Genomic DNA, 17,832 nt, shown 5'->3' with positions numbered 1-17,832 from the left:
GCGTCGCAGGTCAATCGGGCCGGTCATGGCGTGTCCTCCCTCGGGCGCGGCTGGGGCCCGTTTGCCGCCGGCCTCTGGCGGGCGGATCGGTGCGGTGTGTTCCGCTTGCCTCGCATTCCTATTCGATGTTCGTTTGTTGGACAAGCGAACATTTGCGCAATGTGCATCGGAATGCTACGGACCGGCAACACCCAACGAGGCGGCGACATGTTCCAACGCATTGAGGCGGTTCCCGCCTATCGCATCGTCTGCGACGCCATCGAGAAGCAGATCATGAGCGGGCGCATCGGCGCCGGGGATCAGCTGCCCACCGAGACCGAGCTGGCCGAGCAGTTCGGCCTCGCCCGCCACACGGTGCGCGAGGGCCTGCGCCTGCTGGAGGAGAGCGGGCTGGTGGGCCGCGAGGCCGGCCGCCGGCTGGTGGTGAAGGAGCCCCATTACACCGAGCTCGCCCCGCGCGCCTCCCGCGCCCTCATCATGCAGCGGGTCACCTTCGAGGAGCTGTGGGAGGTCTCCATGTCGCTGGAGCCGAGCGCGGCGGCGCGGGCGGCGAGCCGCATCGATGACGACCAGATCGCGGCGCTGGAAGACAACCTGCGGCAGATGGAAGAGGAGCTGGCGGCGGGCCGCTCCATCATCGCCCTCGATGTGGCGTTCCACACCCTGGTGGCGGAGATCGCCGGCAACAAGGCGCTGCTGCTGGCCCGCGAGCCCATCTCGCAGCTGTTCTATCCGGCGCTGGAGAAGCTGTTCGCCCATCCGCTGAACTGCGTCACCGGCCCGCGCCGGCTGGCCGATGCCCACCGGCACATCATCGACGCGCTCAAGCACCACGACCGCGACCAGGCGGAACTGTGGATGCGCCGGCACATGGTGGATTTCCGTCGCGGCTACGAGTTGTGCAGCTTCGATCTGCGTGACGCCATCGCCTTCGAGGGGGCCTGATCGGTGGCGCTTCCGTCCGGCCGGGTGCTCAGCCAGCGCAGGAATTCGTGCACGGCGGGGGCTTGCTCGCGCAGGCGGTAGATCATGTAGACATCGGCCACCATGGTGGGTGTCACCGGGCGAAACACCACCTCGTCGCTGGTGAAGCGGGCGGTGGAGGTGGGCACCAGCGCCACCCCGAAGCCGGCGGCGATGAGGCTGGGGATGGATTGGGAATCCACCACCTGCTGTGACACCCGCGGCAGGAAACCGGCTTCCACGCAGCAGCGCTGAATGTAGCGGGCGAACTCGGAGGATTCCGGGTGCAGCATCACATGCTCGTCGTCGGCCAGATCGATGAGCGCCACCACCGGCCGCGCCGTGAGCGGATGGCTCAGCGGCAGGATCACCGAAAGGGTTTCCCGCCAGGCCAGGGTGCAGCCCAGTTCTGGGTGGCGCGCCACCGAGCGGTCGAGGGAGATGTCGGTGCGGTTGAAGCTGATGTCGGTGCGGTGGTCCAGTACGTCCTTCACCTGCAGCGCCGGCGCCTGCTCATAGATCACCGTGCGCACCTGGGGGGCATGGCGGCGGTAATCGGCGAGCCAGGTGGCGAGCCCGCCGCGCAGGATGGTGCCGGTGGCGCCGATCTCGATCTTGCCCGAGCGCCCCGCGCCCACCGACATCACCTGCTGCTGCGCCCGCTCCGCCTGGGCGATCAGGGCGCGCGCCTGCGCCTCCAGCTCCTGGCCGGCGGCGGTCAGCTCCACCCGCCGGCTGGTACGGGTGAACAGCCGCGTCTTAAGCCCGCTCTCCAATTGGGCAATGGCCTGGGACAGGGGCGGCTGGGACATGTTGAGCCGCTGCGCGGCGCGGGTGAAGGAGAGCTCCTCCGCTACGGCGAGGAAGTAGCGCAGCTGCTTCAGATCCATATCCATGGCATATCAATCTAGTTCAATCATATATTGGACATATTCATAGCCCGGCGCGACAGTGGCTTCAACGGCCGGGAAAAATCCAGGGCGGCGATCCCAAGGCGCCGCACCCGAAAAGGCCGACCTTCCACCTGTCTTCGGATCTATGAGGGGTTGCCTTCCATGAATTTCGTCACCCGTGCCGCGGCCACCTGCGCGGCTGTCGCCGTCGCTGGCGCCCTGTTCGTCTCGGCCGCCGCTGCCGATGCTTTGGCCGACATCGAGAAGGCCAAGCTGATCCGCATCGCCGTGCCGCAGGATTTCGCCCCGTTCGGCTCGGTGGGGCCGGACCTCCAGCCGCGCGGCTATGACATCGACATGGCCAATTACATCGGCAAGCAGCTGGGCGTGAAGGTGCAACTGGTGCCCGTCACCAGCGCCAACCGCATCGCCTATCTGCAGACCCACAAGGTGGATCTGGTGATCTCCAGCCTCGGCAAGAATGCGGAGCGGGAGAAGGTCATCGATTTCTCCATTCCCTATGCCCCGTTCTTCTCCGGCGTCTACGGCATCGCCGGTGACAAGGTGAGCGATGCGGCGAGCCTTTCCGGCAAGACTGTGGGCGCCACCCGCGGCGCCATCGAGGAGCAGGAGCTGTCCAAGCTCGCCCCGGCCGACGCCACCGTGAAGCGCTTCGAGGACAATAACGCGACCGTGTCCGCCTTCGTCTCCGGCCAGGTGGACCTCATCGCCACCGGCAACACGGTGGCGGCGACGGTGGCGGAGAAGAGCCCGAACCGCAAGCCGGAGCTCAAGTTCGTCATCAAGGACAGCCCCTGCTACGTGGGCCTGAACAAGGATGAGCCGGCGCTGCTCGCCAAGGTGAACGCGATCATCACCAAGGCCAAGGAAGACGGCACTCTGGCCAAATTTTCCGAAACCTGGCTGAAGGCGCCCCTGCCGGCCAACTTCTGAGCGCTGCCGACATTCGGGGCAGCACCATGATCCAGCAACTGAACTTTGGCGACCTGCTCCCGTATTGGGACGTGTTCGCCCGGGGACTGGTGTTCACCATCGTCCTCACCCTCACCTCCACCGTGGCGGGCATCGGCCTGGGCACGGCGGGGGCCTGGGCCCGCACCTTCGGGCCGAAATGGGCCGGCGCGCTGACGCGGGCCTATGTGGAAGTGATCCGCAACACACCCTTCATCGTGCAGCTGTTCTTCATCTTCTTCGGGCTTCCGGCGCTCGGGGTGAAGCTGTCGGAAGACGTGGCAGCGTTCATCGCCATGGTGATCAATCTCGGGGCCTATTCCACCGAGATCATCCGGGCTGGCATCCAGGCGGTGCCCAAAGGCCATCTGGAGGCGGGTGTCTCGCTCGCCATGAGCCGGTGGGAAGTCTTCCGCTACATCGTGCTCAAACAGGCCTTCATGAAGGTCTATCCGGCGCTCTCCTCGCAGATCATCATCGTGATGCTGGGTTCGGCGGTGGTGTCCCAGATCTCGGCCGAGGATCTCACTTACGCGGCCAATTACATCCAGTCCCGCAACTTCCGCGCCTTTGAAGTCTATATTGTCGCGGCGGTCCTTTATCTCATGCTCGCCATCGGCCTGCGCGCGCTTCTGCGCGGCATCGGCCGGGCGATCTTTCCGAAAGGATGACGGCCATGAGCGATTTCAGCTTCTGGATCATCCTGCAGAACCTGCTGCTGGCGACCCGCTGGACCATCCTGCTCTCCTTGATCGCATTCGTCTCCGGCGGCATCGTCGGGCTGGCGCTGCTGCTCGCCCGGGTGTCGCACAACCGGGCGCTCAGGATCGCCTCCATCGGCTATATCGAGCTGTTCCAGGGCACGCCGCTTCTCATGCAGCTGTTCCTGTTCTTCTTCGGTGTCGCTTTGTTCGGCATCGAGGTCAGCCCCTGGATCGCCGCCTGGTTGGCGCTGACCTTCTGGACCTCCGCCTTCCTCGCCGAGATCTGGCGCGGCTGCGTGGAATCCATCCCCAAGGGCCAGTGGGAAGCGTCCGAGAGCCTGGCGTTCTCCTATTGGGAGCAGATGCGCTACGTCATCCTGCCCCAGGCCCTGAGGATCGCGGTGGCGCCCACCGTCGGCTTCTCGGTGCAGGTGGTGAAGGGCACCGCGCTCGCCTCCATCATCGGTTTCGTGGAGCTGACCAAGGCCGGCACCATGCTCAACAACGTCACCTTCCGGCCGTTCCTGGTCTATGCGCTGGTGGCGCTCATCTACTTCGCTTTGTGCTTCCCGTTGTCCTGGTATTCCAAACGTCTGGAGGGTCGCCTCAATGTCGCTCGTTAGCATCAAGGACGTGCGCAAGAGCTACGGCGCGCAAGAGGTCCTCAAGGGGGTGTCGCTGGAGATCGGCCGGGGCGATGTCACCGCCATCATCGGACGCTCCGGCTCCGGCAAGAGCACATTGCTACGCTGCATCAACGGCCTGGAGACCTACCAGGCCGGCGCCATCACTGTGGACGGCATGAATGTGGGCGACGGCGAGACCGATCTGCGCACCCTGCGCCGCCATGTGGGCATGGTGTTCCAGCAGTTCAACCTGTTTCCCCACCTTACCGCCGGCGAGAACGTGATGCTTGCCCCCACCGTGGTGGCCAAGGAGCAGAAGGGTGAGGCCCGCGCTATGGCTGAGGCACTCCTGGAAAAGGTGGGGCTCGCCGGCAAGTTCGATGCCTACCCGAGCCAGCTCTCCGGCGGCCAGCAGCAGCGCGTCGCCATCGCCCGCTCGCTGGCCATGCGGCCCACGGTGCTGTTGTGCGACGAGATCACCTCCGCCCTCGATCCGGAACTGGTCAACGAGGTGCTGAAGGTGGTGGAGCAGCTCGCCAGCGAGGGCATGACGCTGATCCTCGTGACCCATGAGATGCGGTTCGCCCGCGATGTGGGCACCAAGCTCGTCTTCATGCACCAGGGCCGGGTGCATGAGGAAGGCCCGCCCAAGGCGCTGTTCGCCAATCCCGGCACGCCGGAACTGGCGCAGTTCGTGGGCAGCCAGCATTAGCCGGCCCCAACCAAAGGAGAGGACGCCATGGACAGGGGAGGAGCCATCACCATGTCCCGCGCACTGTTGGCGCGGCCCGCCGAAATGGCGGCGCGCATCGTCCGCCGGATCGAGGAACTGGCGGCCATCACCGAACGGGACGGGGAGGTGACGCGGGTCGTCTTCTCGCCCGAGCATCGCCGGGCGGCGGACCTCATCCTCACCTGGATGCGCGAGGCCGGCATGGCGGCGCGTCTGGATGAGATCGGCAATGTGGTGGGCCGCTACGAAGGCGAGGCCCCGAGCGCCCCGGCACTGCTGGTGGGCTCCCATTACGACACCGTGCGCAATGCCGGCAAATGGGATGGACCCCTCGGCGTCATCACAGCTATCGAGGCGGTGGCAGCGCTCTCCGCCGCCGGGGTGCGCCTGCCCCATGCGGTGGAGGTGGTGGGCTTCAGCGACGAGGAGGGCGTGCGCTTCTCCTCGACCTTGCTGGGTAGCCGGGCTTTGGCCGGCACCTTCGACGAGGGCGCGCTGGAGGCGAAGGATGCCGACGGAATCACCCTGCGCGAGGCTATGATCGCCTTCGGGCTCGATCCCGATCGCATCCGCCGGGCGGCGCGGCGGCGGGAGGATGTGCTGGCCTATCTGGAACTGCACATCGAGCAGGGGCCGGTGCTGGAGAAGGAGGACCTGCCGGTGGGGGTGGTCACCGCCATCAGCGGTGCCAATCGCTTCCGGGTGGAACTGGACGGCATGGCCGGGCATGCGGGCACGGTCCCCATGGGTCTGCGCCAGGATGCCCTCGCGGGGGCGTCCGAATGCGTGCTGGCGGTGGAGGCCCTGGCCCAGGCGGGCATCGGTGTGGTGGGCACGGTGGGCCAGATCGCCGCCACGCCCGGCGCCGCCAATGTCATTCCGGGCCGCGCCGTCATCTCCATCGATCTGCGGGCGGCAGACGACGGCCAGCGGCGGGAGACGGTTTCCGACGTGGTGGACGCCATCGACGAGATCGCCGCGCGGCGCGGCCTCAAGGCCCGCATCATCAAGACCCATGAGAATGGCACCGCGCTGTGCGCACCCTGGCTCAGGGCGCAGATCGGCGCGGCGCTCACCGCGGCGGGCCATCGGGTGCTGGAACTGCCGAGCGGGGCGGGGCACGACGGCATGGCCATGATCGACCTTGCCGACATGGCCATGATCTTCGTGCGCTGCCGCGGCGGGGTGAGCCATCATCCGGCCGAGCATGTGACCATCGAGGATGTGGCCGTGGGGGCGGATGTGCTCCTCGGCACCATCACCGGCTTTCAGCCGCGCTAAGTACGAAGAGGGGTGCAGGGGCGGCAGGGCGGTGCCGCCCCTGCGGTCGAGGACGCTTGGGTCAGGCGGCGTCCTCGGAGGGGGCAAGCAGCTTCACGAGGTTCTCGAAGAAGGCGTCGGCATTCTTCTTGGCGGTGCCGGCGATGAGCCGCTGGCCGAGTTGGGCCAACTTGCCGCCGATCTGCGCTTCCACCTCATAGACGAGGCGGGTGCCGCCCTCGGGCAGCTCGGTGAGCGTGACGAGGGCGCCACCCTTGGCGAAGCCGGAGATGCCGCCATCCCCCTCGCCGGTGATGCGGTAGCGGCTCGGCGGCTCGCGATCGGACAAGGTGACCTTGCCCTTGAACTTGGCCTTCACCGGCCCGACCTTGGCCACCACGACCGCACGCAGTTCGTCCGGGCCCAGGCGCTCGATCTCCTCGCAGCCGGGGATGCACTGCTTGAGCACGTTCTCGTCGTTAAGGGCGGCATAGACCGTCTCGCGGGAGGCGGCGAGATCGCATTCGCCGGTCATTTCCAGAGCCATGGGATTGCTCCTCTTTGAGATCGCCGGATCAGGCGTTTTTCCAGGGAATGAGCCGGCGCTCGATGGCGTCGAGGGCGCTGTTCATGATGAAGCCGATGAGGGCGATGACGAACAGGCCCACATACATGGTGGTGACGTCGAACAGCTCCCAGGCGTTCCAGATCATGTAGCCGAGGCCGCTTTTCGCCCCCACCATCTCGGCGATGGCGATCAGCACCAGGCCCATGCCGGCGCCGAGCTTGATGCCGGTCATGATGAGCGGCATGGCGCCGGGCAGGGCGATGGTGCGGAAGGTGTTCCAGCTGCTCGCCTTGAAGTTCCGGCCGACGTCCAGATAGATGGGCGGCAACTGGCGCACGCCCACCGCGGTGTTGATGACCACCGGATAGAACACGCCGATGGCCACCATGGCGATCTTGGAGCCCTCGCCGATGCCGAAGATGAGCAGGATCAGCGGCAGCAGCGAGCTTTTCGGGATCGGGTAGGTGGCGGAGATCAGGGGATCGAGGGCCGCCCGCACCGGATGATAAAGGCCCATGGCGAGGCCGATGGCGATGGCGGGAATGCCACCCACCAGGAGGCCCACCCCCAGGCGATAGAGGCTGGCGCCCACATTGTCCCAGAGCCCGCCGCTGCCGGCCATGTCGAGCATGTGGGCGACGATGTGCAGCGGGGCGGGAAAGAAGCGCTCGTCCAGGAAGCCCAGGCGCGCGCAGACCTCCCACACCGTCAGCAGGGCGATGGGGGAGACGATGGAAATGGCCCGGTCCGAGGTGAAGGCGGTCCACCAGATGGGCTGGGTGATGTTCTTGGCGGGTGTGATGATGGTGGTCATCGCTCAGTTCCCCTTGCCGGCACGCGCCCGGTCCACTTCCTCGCGCAACTGGCCCCAGATCGCGTAGACGAGCTCGCCATAGGCGGGATCATGCCGCAGTTCCAAGACGCTGCGGGGGCGCGGGAAGCCCACGTCCACCACTGCCTTGATGCGGCCGGGACCGGCGGTCATCACCACGATCTGGTCGCCGAGGGTCACCGCCTCGTCCACCGAGTGGGTGATGAACACCACGGTCTTGCGGGTTTCTTCCCAGATCCGCAGCAGCTCCTGCTGGAGCAGGGTCTTGTTCTGCTCGTCGAGGGCCGAGAACGGCTCGTCCATCAACAGGATGTCGGGATCGTTGGCGAAGGCCCGGGCGATGGAGGCGCGCTGGCGCATGCCGCCGGAGAGCTGGTGGGGATAGCGATCGCGCGCCGCCATCAGCCCGGTCTTTTCCAGGAAGCGCGTCACCACGGCGGTGACCTCGTCTTCGGCAACGCCGCGCATGCGCAGGCCATAGGCGGCATTTTCCCACACCGTCATCCAGGGAAACAGGGAGTCGCCCTGAAACACCATGGAGTTGGAGGGCTGCCCGGGGGACGGATCGGCAATCTCGATCCGCCCCTCCGAAGGGGTATCGAGGCCGGCGAGGATGCGCAGCAGCGTGGTCTTGCCACAGCCGGACGGGCCGACGATGACGCAGAAGCTGCCCACGGGGATCTCCAGAGAGACCGCATCGAGCGCCAGGTGGCGACCATGGCGCTTGCTGACACTCTGGAGGCTCACCTTCGACGTTGGCGCCGACCCCGATGGCGACACGGGTTCCATCATGACCTACCCTGATCCGAGGAAAGGGTGGCGGAGCCGGCGGCTCCGCCCCTCGCATGTCGGCCGGAACCACGCGCGGCGTTCCGGCCGGTGGGCTCACGTGATCCGTGGGCTCATTTCGGGAGTGGCGCGGTGCCGAGCTTGGCCACGGCAGCCTCGACGAACGTCGGGTCCACCACGTCTTCGACCGTCACGTCGGAAGTCACCAGGCCCTTTGACTTGAAGTATTCGAGGTCGGCCTTGAGGCTGGCCATGTCCACCGTGCCGTTGGGGTTGATGAACACAGGCACGGCGGCGGCGATCAGCTCCTGGTTCTTGATGCCGGTCATGGCGCTGATGTCGGCGATCATCTCCTTGGCGCCGGGACCGGCGATCTTGCCGTCCTTGAGGGTCGCCACATAGTCACGCACGCCGCGCAGATAGGCGCGAATGAACTTCTCGGTGGTTTCCTTGTCGGCGAGGAACCGGCCGTTGCCCAGCAGCATGGCGGTCTGCTGCACGGGATAGAAGCTGTCGAGGCCGGTGAAGCGCACCGCGACGCCGTTGCGCACCATGGTGGTGGTGCCGGGCTCGGAGGAGATGGCGGCGTCGATGGCCTTGTTGGTGAAAGCGGTGATGTGCTGGGGGAACGGCAGATAGACGAGTTCGATATCGGAATCCTGCAGGCCCGCCTTCAACAACGCCTGGTGGATCACGGATTCGTCGGCGGCCCCCTTGGCCACCACCGCTACCTTCTTGCCCTTGAGATCAGCCAGCGACTTGAACGCGCCGCTGTCGATGAGATCCTTGCGCACGGTGAGGGACTTGTAGCTGTAGTCCTTCAGATTGGTGCCCTTGTCGGCGATGATCTTCAGCTTGAGGCCGCGATTGACCGCATTGTAAAGGCCGGCGGAGGCGGCACCCGCCCCGGCATCGAGTTCGCCGGAACCGAGCGGCGCGATCATCTTGGCGCCGGAGTCGAACCGGATCAGTTCGACTTTCAGACCTTCATCCTTGAAATACCCCTTCTTGTCCGCAAGGTAGAGGCCGATGTCGGAGGTGAGGTTGGTGGTGCCGACGCGGACGACCTTTTCATCCTGGGCATGGGCGCCTGCGAGTGTACCGAGGAGGAGGGCCGTGGTGAGCAGAAGTCGTTTCATCAGCTGATCCCCTTATGGTTTATCTGGAAGGTCGTTTTATTATTTGATGCGCGTGAAAATCTTGCGGGGCGTGGCCTCGCTGATCGCTTCGATCTCGGCGGCGGAGAAGCCGGCCTCTTTCAGGTGGCCGAGCGGGTCGAGATCCGCCGGCGGGAAGGATTCGTCGGTGCCCAGTACCAGCGCGTCGAGGCCCATGGTCTCGGCCAGGAAGCGCAGCGTTTTCGGCGCATGCACGATGGTGTCGTAGGCGAGGCGCGGCGCATAGGCGGAGGGCGCCTCGCGGGCGGTCACCCCCTGCGCCGCATGGTCGACGCGGCCGTACATGACGTCGAACCGGCCGATGAGATAGGGGAAGGCGCCGCCGCCATGGGAGATCACCAGCTTCAGGCCGGGGAACCGGTCGAGCACGCCGGTGGCGAGCAGCGAGCCGAGGCCCAGCGTGGTGTCGAACGTGTATTGTACCACCTGGGTCAGCGCATATCTGGCGGCGCGCGGGGCCGGGCCGGTGAGCACCGGATGCAGCACCACCGGCAGCTTCAGGCGCTCGGCCGCAGCCCAGAAGGCATCGAGGTTGAGATCGCCGAGATTGGTGCCTTCTACATTGGCCGGCACCATCACCGCCACCGCGCCCAGCCGTTCCACCCGCTCCAGCTCGGCGGCGGCATCGGCGGCCGACACCAGCGGCACCGAGGCGACGAAGGAGAAGCGGTCGGCATGGGTGTCGCACCAGTCCGCCAGCGTGTCGTTGAGCATCTGGTGCCAGGCGGTGCAGGGGCCGGCGCCAAGGCCATAGCCGTAGATGTCCGGCCAGGTGGCCACCAATTGGCGATCGAGCCCCTGGCGGTCGAGGCTGGCGCGGCGCACCGTCACGTCCTCCACCAGCTTGGGGAACATGGGGCGCACCTTGAAGCCATAGTCGAAGGCCAGCGCCGGGGGCTTGCCATCGGGGGAGGGCAGCAGTGTCACGCCGATCTGTGCGCCACGATCGGCGATGGCGCTCAGCAGCTGCGGCGGCACGTAATGGGCATGGACGTCGATGGGCATGGCGCGTCAGTGTTCCGGTTCGGCCGCGGCGCGGGCGTCTGAGATGAGCTGCCACAGGCGTGGCGGCGTGAGGGGCAGATCGGTGATGGTGACACCGAGGGGCGCGAGCGCGGCCGCCACGGCATTGGCGGTCGCGCCCGCGACGGCGACGATGCCGCCTTCGCCCGCGCCCTTCGCGCCGAGGGGATTGGTGGGCGAAGGGTGGAGCTCCAGCGTCACCGCGCGCACGTTGGGAAAATCGGTGGCGGTGGGCAGCAGATAATCGGCGAGGGAGGCGTTCAGCAGCTGGCCCTCGGAGTCATAGACGAGATGGTCGAGGAACACCCCGCCGAGGCCCTGCACGATGGCGCCGATGGCCTGGCCATGGACGATGAGCGGATTGATGGCGCGGCCCACATCCTCCACCGCCACGAAATCGAGGATCTTCACCGCCCCCGTCTGCGGGTTCACGGCCACATGGCAGGCATGGGCACCATAGCTGTAGGTGCGGGTGGTGTTGGCGAAGGTGCCATCGGCGCTGAACGGTCCGTCCGTGGCGAGGTCGGCCAGGGAGATGAAGAGGTCGCCGCTGCCCACCCCGCCGTTCTCCACCACCAGCCGGGTATTGGGCAGGCCGAGGCGCTTGGCGGCGGCCGCCACCAGATGCTCCTTGAGGTTGGTGGCGGCATCGAGGATGGCCGAGCCGCCCATGATCACGGCTCGCGAATGATAGGTGCCGAAGCCTTCGTGCAAGAGGGTGGTGGAGCCATGCAGTACCCGCACCTTGCCGAGGGGCAGGCCGAGGGCGTCGGCGGCGATCTGGGCATGGGCGGTCTCGATGCCCTGGCCCACCGAGGACGAGCCCACCGCCACCGTGAGGGTGCCGTCGGTTTCGAGGGTGATGCGCGCATTCTCCCGCGGGCCGGCGCCGCCACTCTCCACGAAGCAGGCGACACCGATGCCATGGTAGTGGCCATCGATAAAGGCGCCCTGCAGATGCTTGTTCTTCTCCCAGCCGATCTCTTCCAGGCAACGGGCGAGGGTGACCGGGTAATCGCCGGTATCAAAAGAGGTTTCCGCCTCATAGGGCACCAGCTTGCCGGCATCCCACGGCATGTCGGCAGCGGTGATGAGGTTGTGCGCGCGCATCACATTCGGGTCGAGGCCGAGATCGGCGGCCGCCATGTCGATGAGCCGCTCGCGGAAGAAGTTGGCTTCGAACCGCCCAGGGCCGCGATACGTGCCCACCGGGGTCTTGTTGGTGACGACGAGGCTCACGTCCACATGGATGTCGCGGATGCGGTAGGGGCCCGGCAGGAACTGGCCGGCCTTGGCCGGCACCACCCCGCCGTTGGTGCGGATATAGGCCCCCATGTCGGCGTCGAGCCGGCCGGCGAGCGCCAGGATGGTGCCGTCGCGCGCGCAGGCGATGGACAATTCGCAGGTGATCTCCCGCGAATGGTTGGTGGCCATGAAGTGCTCGCGGCGATCCTCGATCCACTTCACCGGACGGCCGAGCCGGCGGGCCGCGAAGCAGATGAGGAAGTCTTCCGGATAGTATTCGCCGCGCACGCCGAAGCCGCCGCCCACGTCCTGTTCCAGAAGGTCGATCTCATCCAGACCGAGGCCGAGGGCCTCGGCCAGAGCGCGCCGGTTGAAATAGGGCACCTTGGCCGCGCCGCTCAAGAACAGGTGGCCATGCTCCGCGTCCCATTCGGCCAGAAGGCCGCGGGTCTCCATGGGCACTGCGCTGTGGCGCTGAGTGGAGAAGCGCTCGGTGCGCACATAGGGGGCGTTGGCGAAGACGGTGTCGGCATCGCCCATCTGCGCCGTATAGCGCAGCACCAGATTGCTGCCCGTCTCGGGGAACAGCACCCCGTCGCTCTCCGCCGCCAGGGCCGCACCCGTGCTGGCCACGGCCTCGAGGGTGTCGATGTCGAGCTCGATCAGCTCCAGGGCGTCCTCAGCGATGGCGCGGGAGGTGGCCACCACCAGCGCCACCGGCTCGCCCACATAACGCACCGTGTCGACGGCGATCACCGGCTGACGGAACGCCTGGGATTCCGGGAACGGGGCCAGGCGGATGGGAATGAGCGGCACGGCGCCGTCCGAGGCGACATCGGCGGCGGAGAAGACGGCCACCACGCCGTCCAGCTCCAGGGCGGCAGAGGCATCGATGGCGATGATGCGGCCGTGGGCCATGGACGAGCGCAGCACCACGGCGTGCAAAAGGTCGGGCCGGGTGAGATCGTCCACGAAGCAGCCGGTGCCGGTCAGCAGCCGCGCATCTTCCAGGCGCTCCACCGGGGTGCCGGTGACCGGCGTCGCGGCATCGGTGGGGAAGGTGATGCCGGTCAGCATGCCTCAGCCTCCTGGTGGCCATAGGCCGCGCGGGCTTCGAGGGCGGCCTCGATAATGGCCACATAGCCGGTGCAGCGGCACAGATTGCCGGAGACCACCTCGCGGATGCGCTCGGCGTCGGCGTCCGGTTCCTCGGTCAGAAGGGCGTGGAGGGTGGTGAGAAAGCCCGGGGTGCAGAAGCCGCACTGCAGGGCATGATGCTTGCGGAACGCCGCCTGGAGCGGGCCGAGGGCCTCGGGCCTGCCGAGCCCTTCCACGGTGGTGATGGCGTGGCCCTCCGCCTGGGCCGCCAGCATCAGGCAGGAACGCATGGCGGCACCGTCGACAATCACGGTGCAGGCGCCGCATACGCCGTGCTCGCAGCCCACATGCGTGCCGGTGAGCCCCAGGCCTTGGCGCAGCGCGTCCGCGAGCGTGGTGCGGGGCGACACCGAAAGGATGTGCGCCGTGCCATTGACGGTGAGGGTGATGTCGATCTCGTCCATGGTCACTGTCCGTTGGCCGTGGCGGGCAGGCCGGCGGCCTGGCGCAGTGCCTGGTTTGCCATCACCCCGGCGAGGGCGCGGCGATAGGCAGCGCTGGCGTGAATGTCCTCGGGCGGTTCCACCTCGTCCTCGACTGCGCGGCAGGCCTTGCCGATGGCCGCGGCGTCCGGGACCCGCCCTTCGAGCGCGGCTTCCGCACGGGGAAGGCGGGTCGGCCGATCGGTGGCGCCGATGACGCCGATGTGCACGTCCCGGGCGGCGCCATCCGCATCCCGGTCGAAATGGGCGATGATGCCGGCCATGGCGAAATCGCCCTGGCGGCGGGCGAATTCGGCGAAGCCCCAGCAGTGGCCGGGCCGCCAGCGGGGAAAGCGCAGGGCGACGATCATCTCATCCTCTGCGATCTCGGCGGCGAGGGCCCCGGTGAGCACATCAACTGCGGGCGCCTCCCGACGGCCCGAGGCGCCTTCGAGGATGATGGTGCCGTCGCACGTGACCGCGAGGCCCGGCATCTCGGCGGCCGGATCGCAATGGGCGAGGCTGCCCCCTACGGTGCCGCGATTGCGGATCTGGTAGTGGGCCACATGGGCCATCACCGCCGGCAGCAGCGGCATATGGGCCTTGAGGGCGGTGCTGCGCTCGATATCCGCCCAGCGCACCAGCGCCCCGAGCGTCACCGTCTCGTCGGTGATGTCGATGCGCTTCAGGTCCGCGATGCCGCCGATATCCACCAGCACAGCGGGGGCGGCGAGGCGGAACGCCAGCACCGGAATGAGGCTCTGTCCGCCGGCGAGGATGCGCGCGTCGCCCGCGCCTTGAACCAGCAGGTCGACGGCTTCGCTGACGCTCGAGGCGCGGACGTATTGGAGCGGCGGAAGCTTCACGCAACTTCTCCCGGCACGAACCTGCGAGGGCGCCCAACGTGACCGCATGCGGTCACCGGGGGTGTCCGCCGGGGCGGGGCGGCGGCCCATCATGGCACGCCAATCTTCGGCGTAATGACTTGCACGCTAGCAAAATGATGCTTCGCCTTCAATCGCAAAAGATGCCGAAAATGAATGCATAGATATGCCCGAACTTCGTGCGTCTGCCCATTTCGCAAGTGCTTCCGCCGATTGTGCGATGCGCCAATATTTCACGTATATATAATAAGATAATAGCGACTTTCCGGTGCGCCGCGGAAATCGCGGAGTTCGCGCTGCCTGCTGTTTGGGCGGGGCCTCGCGAAGGTTTTCGGCGCGCTCAAAAATCACTTGTACGCAAGTGATAAAATATCTAGCGTCGATGCCGGAATGAAGGAGGCGGGAATGAGTGTTCGCACCTCGGATGGCATTGCGCTCCATGTGGAAGAGGCGGGGGCGGGCACGCCTATCGTGTTCGTGCATGAATTCGCCGGGGATCATCGGTCCTGGGAACCGCAGATGCGCTTCTTTTCCCGTTCCCACCGCTGCGTGAGCTTTGCGGCGCGGGGCTATCTGCCGTCCGATGTGCCGACCGATCCCGATGCCTACGGGCAGGACATCGCCCGCCGCGACATCCTGGCGGTGATGGATGGTCTCGGCATCGAGAAGGCCCATGTGGTGGGCCACTCCATGGGGGCCTACAGCGCCCTGCATGTGGGGTTGCATCACCCGGATCGCTGCCTGTCGGTGGCGGCGCTGGGTTGCGGCTGGGGCTCGTCCCCGGCGGAGCGGGATGCCTCGGTGAAGGCGTGCGAAGACATCGCCGCCATGTTCCAGAACGAGCCGATTGCGGTCGCGGCGGCCAAATACGCCCGCGCTCCCATGCGGCTCACCTTCGAGGCCAAGGATCCGCGCGGCTTCGCCGAGTTCGAAGCCATGCTGGCCGAGCATTCCGGGGTTGGCTCGGCTCTCACCATGCTCAACCTGCAGCTGAAGCGGCCCACGCTTTGGGATCTCAAGGCGGAGCTCGAAGCCTTTCAGCCGCCATTGCTGGTGGTGGTGGGCGACGAAGACTTTCCCTGCCTTGACGGCAGCCTGTTCCTGAAGCGCACCGTGCCCACCGCCGGCCTGCTGGTGGTGCCGCGCGCCGGACACACCATCACCAGCGAGGAGCCGGCGGCGGTGAATGCGGCGCTGGCGGAGCTGTTCGCGGCCAGCGAAGGGGGCACCTGGATGTCCCATCGCCGCTTGGCGCAGGCCTGCGCATGAGCCCGCACGTCACCCCCCACGTCGCCATTGCCCGGGAGCCAGAGCAGCACCTGGCGGTGCTGCGGCTGAGCAATCCGAAGCGGCGCAACGCCATCTCCGCCACCATGTGGGCGGAGATCGCGGCCTTTGCCGATCAGGTGGGGGCGGATCCGGCCGTGCGGGTGGTGCTGCTGACGAGCGCGCCGGGTTTCTTCTCCGCCGGCGCTGACATCTCCGATTTCGCCAGCGCCCGTTCCGGCGCCGGCAATGCGGCGAGCTACGATGACCTGGTGGAGGAGACCTGCCGCAAGGTAGAGGCCATTCCCCAGCCGGTGCTGTGCCTGCTGGAGGGTCCGTGCTACGGCGCCGGCGCCTCGCTGGCGGCGAGCTGCGATCTGCGCCTCGCCACGGCAGAAACGGTGTTCTGCGTCCCGGCGGCCCGGCTCGGGCTCGGTTACGACATGCGAGGTATCGAGCGATTTCGCCGGGTGTTCGGTCCTGCCGCCACCGCTGCGCTCCTGTTCACCGCCAATCCGGTGCCGGCGGCCGCCGCCCTTGGCAGCGGCGCCGTGCATCAGCTGGTGCCGACGGAGACGGCGGAGGCGGACGCCCGCGCCCTGTGCACGCGGATCGCCTCCAACGCGCCCTTGACCATCCGCGCCGCCAAGGAGGCCCTGCGGGCCCTGGCCGGGGATCCTGCCACGAGCCGGGAGGCCGCCGTGGCGGCGGGCGCCCGTGCCGATGCCAGCGTCGATTATCGCGAAGGGCGCGCCGCGTTCGCCGAGAAGCGCGCGCCGGTCTTCAGGGGGTCATGACATGACCGCAAACCTGCTCCACGCGCTCTATGAGGGGCGCGATCCGGCAAGTCGCGCCTATCGCTTCGAGGCCGGCCCCGAGCGCAGCTCCGCCGAGATGCGTGCCCGCGTCGGCCAGACCGCAGAAGCGCTGCTGCGCCTGGGTGTCGGCCGGGGCGACCGGGTGTCGTTCCAGCTGGAGAAGGGCGAGGAGGTGCTGCTGCTGGCCCACGGCTGCCTGCAGATCGGTGCCGTGCTGCACCCGCTGAACACGGCTTACACGGACGCCGAGGTGGCCGGTCTGGTGGGCGACGCCGCGCCGCGGCTCATGGTGTGCGCCCCCAAGGCCGCAGCCCATGTCGCGTCGGTGCTGCCCGGCGTGCGGATCGAGACCCTGGGGCCGGACCTGTCCGGCACCCTCGGGGCCGCCATCGCCGCAGCTGCGCCGCTCGCGGCGGTGGCGCCTGTCTCGGCTGATGACGCTGCTGCACTGCTCTATACCTCGGGCACCACGGGCAAGCCCAAGGGCGCCTGCATCACCCATGGCAACCTGGCCGAAAGCGCTCGAGCGCTGGCCAGGGTGTGGGCGCTGATGCCGGCCGACCGGCTGCTGCACGTGCTGCCCATGTATCACGCCCACGGCCTGCTCACGGCGGTGAACAGCCTGCTGGTGGCCGGCGGCTCCATCCTGTTCCTCGATCGGTTCGAGGCGGCGTCCGCGCTCGCCGCTCTGCCTGAGGCCACGGTGTTCATGGGGGTGCCCACCCATTATGGGCGCCTGCTGAAGGAGCCGGGGCTGAAGGCGGCGGCGCGCAGCCTGCGCCTCGCGGTGAGCGGTTCGGCGCCCCTGTCGCTGGAGATCGCCGAGCGTTTCGCCGCCGAGACCGGGGTGCACATCGTCGAGCGCTATGGCGCCACTGAGACCGCCATCGTCACCGCCATTCCCGCCGGCACGGAAGGCCGCACCGGCTTCGTGGGCTGGGCCCTGCCTGGGGTGGAGATCCGCGTGCGCCAGGCGGATGGCCGCGTCGCCGGCCACGATGCCGTGGGTGGGCTCGAAACCCGCGGCCACAATGTCTTCTCCGCCTATTGGAACCGGCCGGATGCCAATGCCGAGGCCTTCACGGCCGATGGCTGGTTCATCACCGGCGATATCGCCGAGATCGACGCCACCGGCTGCGTGCGGCTTCTGGGCCGCTCCAAGGATCTCGTCATCACCGGCGGTCTCAATGTCTATCCCAAGGAAGTCGAGGATGCGCTTGATGCGCTGCTGGCGGGCGGGGAATCCGCCGTGTTCGGCGTCGCCCATCCCGACTTCGGCGAAGGCGTCGTCGCGGTGGTGGAGGGCGCGCCGGTGGACGAACCGGCCCTGATCGCCGCGCTGCGCCACACCCTCGCCGCCTACAAGGTGCCGAAGCGCATTCTTCCCGTTTCCCACATCCCCCGGAATCGCATGGGCAAGGTCCTCAAAGCGGACCTGCGCGCGGCCCATGCCGACCTGTTCACCAACCGCGCCTAACCGAACCGGAGACGAGACGAG

18 protein-coding genes are annotated in these 17,832 nt (G+C 67.5%); 9 read left to right on the top strand and 9 right to left on the bottom strand.

Going from position 1 to position 17,832, the window contains the following annotated elements; all coding sequences use genetic code 11:
• Positions 1 to 207: 207 nt before the first annotated feature.
• Positions 208 to 945, top strand: coding sequence for a FadR/GntR family transcriptional regulator (locus tag ACU4E7_RS04845; RefSeq protein WP_447020829.1), 738 nt, complete (start codon positions 208 to 210; stop codon positions 943 to 945).
• Here the strand turns inward: ACU4E7_RS04845 and ACU4E7_RS04840 are convergent.
• On the bottom strand, positions 891 to 1,859 hold the full coding sequence (locus tag ACU4E7_RS04840; RefSeq protein WP_447020828.1) for a LysR substrate-binding domain-containing protein: 969 nt from the start codon (positions 1,857 to 1,859) through the stop codon (positions 891 to 893). The two genes, ACU4E7_RS04845 and ACU4E7_RS04840, sit on opposite strands and share 55 nt — an antisense overlap.
• 159 nt (positions 1,860 to 2,018) lie before the next feature.
• On the opposite strand from ACU4E7_RS04840, the gene ACU4E7_RS04835 reads away from it, so the two are divergent.
• Genes ACU4E7_RS04835 through ACU4E7_RS04815 form a run of 5 tightly spaced genes read left to right on the top strand, consistent with a single transcriptional unit; the run spans position 2,019 to position 6,172 of the window.
• Complete coding sequence (locus ACU4E7_RS04835; protein ID WP_447020827.1) at positions 2,019 to 2,810, top strand: transporter substrate-binding domain-containing protein; 792 nt, start codon at positions 2,019 to 2,021, stop codon at positions 2,808 to 2,810.
• A gap of 26 nt (positions 2,811 to 2,836) precedes the next feature.
• Positions 2,837 to 3,499 carry an amino acid ABC transporter permease gene (locus ACU4E7_RS04830; RefSeq protein ID WP_238123228.1) on the top strand — a complete coding sequence of 221 codons (663 nt, stop codon included), beginning with the start codon at positions 2,837 to 2,839 and terminating at the stop codon, positions 3,497 to 3,499.
• 5 nt (positions 3,500 to 3,504) lie between these two features.
• On the top strand, positions 3,505 to 4,155 hold the full coding sequence (locus tag ACU4E7_RS04825) for an amino acid ABC transporter permease (protein WP_447020826.1): 651 nt from the start codon (positions 3,505 to 3,507) through the stop codon (positions 4,153 to 4,155).
• On the top strand, positions 4,142 to 4,870 hold the full coding sequence (locus tag ACU4E7_RS04820) for an amino acid ABC transporter ATP-binding protein (RefSeq protein ID WP_447020825.1): 729 nt from the start codon (positions 4,142 to 4,144) through the stop codon (positions 4,868 to 4,870). The genes ACU4E7_RS04825 and ACU4E7_RS04820 overlap by 14 nt, the downstream gene beginning before the upstream one ends.
• A gap of 27 nt (positions 4,871 to 4,897) precedes the next feature.
• The gene (locus tag ACU4E7_RS04815; RefSeq protein WP_447020824.1) at positions 4,898 to 6,172 is read left to right on the top strand and encodes an allantoate amidohydrolase; all 1,275 of its coding nucleotides are present in this window, start codon (positions 4,898 to 4,900) and stop codon (positions 6,170 to 6,172) included.
• Between the two features lie 61 nt (positions 6,173 to 6,233).
• Here ACU4E7_RS04815 and ACU4E7_RS04810 read toward each other — a convergent pair whose 3' ends face one another.
• The 8 genes from ACU4E7_RS04810 to ACU4E7_RS04775 form a co-directional block, all read right to left on the bottom strand.
• Positions 6,234 to 6,698: an SRPBCC family protein gene (locus tag ACU4E7_RS04810; protein ID WP_238123232.1), complete on the bottom strand. Its 465-nt coding sequence runs from the start codon at positions 6,696 to 6,698 to the stop codon at positions 6,234 to 6,236.
• 28 nt (positions 6,699 to 6,726) lie between these two features.
• Entirely contained in the window at positions 6,727 to 7,533 is an 807-nt protein-coding gene (locus tag ACU4E7_RS04805) for an ABC transporter permease (RefSeq protein WP_238123233.1), read from the bottom strand.
• A gap of 3 nt (positions 7,534 to 7,536) precedes the next feature.
• A complete protein-coding gene (locus ACU4E7_RS04800) occupies positions 7,537 to 8,343 on the bottom strand; it encodes an ABC transporter ATP-binding protein (RefSeq protein WP_447020823.1) in 807 nt (268 codons plus the stop codon).
• Between the two features lie 110 nt (positions 8,344 to 8,453).
• Complete coding sequence (locus ACU4E7_RS04795) at positions 8,454 to 9,479, bottom strand: ABC transporter substrate-binding protein (RefSeq protein ID WP_447020822.1); 1,026 nt, start codon at positions 9,477 to 9,479, stop codon at positions 8,454 to 8,456.
• A 39-nt stretch (positions 9,480 to 9,518) separates the two neighbouring features.
• Entirely contained in the window at positions 9,519 to 10,523 is a 1,005-nt protein-coding gene (locus tag ACU4E7_RS04790) for an amidohydrolase family protein (protein ID WP_447020821.1), read from the bottom strand.
• A gap of 6 nt (positions 10,524 to 10,529) precedes the next feature.
• On the bottom strand, positions 10,530 to 12,863 hold the full coding sequence (locus tag ACU4E7_RS04785; RefSeq protein ID WP_447020820.1) for a xanthine dehydrogenase family protein molybdopterin-binding subunit: 2,334 nt from the start codon (positions 12,861 to 12,863) through the stop codon (positions 10,530 to 10,532).
• A complete protein-coding gene (locus ACU4E7_RS04780) occupies positions 12,857 to 13,348 on the bottom strand; it encodes a (2Fe-2S)-binding protein (protein ID WP_447020819.1) in 492 nt (163 codons plus the stop codon). Before ACU4E7_RS04780 ends, ACU4E7_RS04785 begins: the two co-directional genes overlap by 7 nt.
• A 2-nt stretch (positions 13,349 to 13,350) precedes the next feature.
• Positions 13,351 to 14,232 carry an FAD binding domain-containing protein gene (locus ACU4E7_RS04775; RefSeq protein WP_447020818.1) on the bottom strand — a complete coding sequence of 294 codons (882 nt, stop codon included), beginning with the start codon at positions 14,230 to 14,232 and terminating at the stop codon, positions 13,351 to 13,353.
• 423 nt (positions 14,233 to 14,655) lie between these two features.
• Here ACU4E7_RS04775 and ACU4E7_RS04770 point away from each other — a divergent pair, with 423 nt between their 5' ends.
• From ACU4E7_RS04770 to ACU4E7_RS04760, 3 genes are read left to right on the top strand one after another with little or no spacing between them, the layout of a single operon-like run.
• A complete protein-coding gene (locus tag ACU4E7_RS04770) occupies positions 14,656 to 15,519 on the top strand; it encodes an alpha/beta fold hydrolase (protein ID WP_447020817.1) in 864 nt (287 codons plus the stop codon).
• Positions 15,516 to 16,313 (top strand): enoyl-CoA hydratase/isomerase family protein, encoded by a 798-nt coding sequence (locus ACU4E7_RS04765; protein ID WP_447020816.1) that lies wholly within the window; start codon positions 15,516 to 15,518, stop codon positions 16,311 to 16,313. Before ACU4E7_RS04770 ends, ACU4E7_RS04765 begins: the two co-directional genes overlap by 4 nt.
• Before the next feature lies 1 nt (position 16,314).
• The gene (locus tag ACU4E7_RS04760) at positions 16,315 to 17,811 is read left to right on the top strand and encodes an AMP-binding protein (protein WP_447020815.1); all 1,497 of its coding nucleotides are present in this window, start codon (positions 16,315 to 16,317) and stop codon (positions 17,809 to 17,811) included.
• Positions 17,812 to 17,832: the final 21 nt, after the last annotated feature.

It is taken from the genome of Xanthobacter sp. ZOL 2024, from assembly GCF_052932325.1.
The sequence above is the reverse complement of the archived record's forward strand: the minus strand, read 5'-3'. Positions and strand labels throughout refer to the sequence as shown.

Excerpts from the sequence above, each read along its gene's own strand:
- ACU4E7_RS04845 (WP_447020829.1), top strand. The coding sequence starts at position 208 with ATGTTCCAACGCATTGAGGCGGTTCCCGCCTATCGCATCGTCTGCGAC.
- ACU4E7_RS04840 (WP_447020828.1), bottom strand. The coding sequence starts at position 1,859 with ATGGATATGGATCTGAAGCAGCTGCGCTACTTCCTCGCCGTAGCGGAG.
- ACU4E7_RS04835 (WP_447020827.1), top strand. The coding sequence starts at position 2,019 with ATGAATTTCGTCACCCGTGCCGCGGCCACCTGCGCGGCTGTCGCCGTC.
- ACU4E7_RS04830 (WP_238123228.1), top strand. The coding sequence starts at position 2,837 with ATGATCCAGCAACTGAACTTTGGCGACCTGCTCCCGTATTGGGACGTG.
- ACU4E7_RS04825 (WP_447020826.1), top strand. The coding sequence starts at position 3,505 with ATGAGCGATTTCAGCTTCTGGATCATCCTGCAGAACCTGCTGCTGGCG.
- ACU4E7_RS04820 (WP_447020825.1), top strand. The coding sequence starts at position 4,142 with ATGTCGCTCGTTAGCATCAAGGACGTGCGCAAGAGCTACGGCGCGCAA.
- ACU4E7_RS04815 (WP_447020824.1), top strand. The coding sequence starts at position 4,898 with ATGGACAGGGGAGGAGCCATCACCATGTCCCGCGCACTGTTGGCGCGG.
- ACU4E7_RS04810 (WP_238123232.1), bottom strand. The coding sequence starts at position 6,698 with ATGGCTCTGGAAATGACCGGCGAATGCGATCTCGCCGCCTCCCGCGAG.
- ACU4E7_RS04805 (WP_238123233.1), bottom strand. The coding sequence starts at position 7,533 with ATGACCACCATCATCACACCCGCCAAGAACATCACCCAGCCCATCTGG.
- ACU4E7_RS04800 (WP_447020823.1), bottom strand. The coding sequence starts at position 8,343 with ATGATGGAACCCGTGTCGCCATCGGGGTCGGCGCCAACGTCGAAGGTG.
- ACU4E7_RS04795 (WP_447020822.1), bottom strand. The coding sequence starts at position 9,479 with ATGAAACGACTTCTGCTCACCACGGCCCTCCTCCTCGGTACACTCGCA.
- ACU4E7_RS04790 (WP_447020821.1), bottom strand. The coding sequence starts at position 10,523 with ATGCCCATCGACGTCCATGCCCATTACGTGCCGCCGCAGCTGCTGAGC.
- ACU4E7_RS04785 (WP_447020820.1), bottom strand. The coding sequence starts at position 12,863 with ATGCTGACCGGCATCACCTTCCCCACCGATGCCGCGACGCCGGTCACC.
- ACU4E7_RS04780 (WP_447020819.1), bottom strand. The coding sequence starts at position 13,348 with ATGGACGAGATCGACATCACCCTCACCGTCAATGGCACGGCGCACATC.
- ACU4E7_RS04770 (WP_447020817.1), top strand. The coding sequence starts at position 14,656 with ATGAGTGTTCGCACCTCGGATGGCATTGCGCTCCATGTGGAAGAGGCG.
- ACU4E7_RS04765 (WP_447020816.1), top strand. The coding sequence starts at position 15,516 with ATGAGCCCGCACGTCACCCCCCACGTCGCCATTGCCCGGGAGCCAGAG.
- ACU4E7_RS04760 (WP_447020815.1), top strand. The coding sequence starts at position 16,315 with ATGACCGCAAACCTGCTCCACGCGCTCTATGAGGGGCGCGATCCGGCA.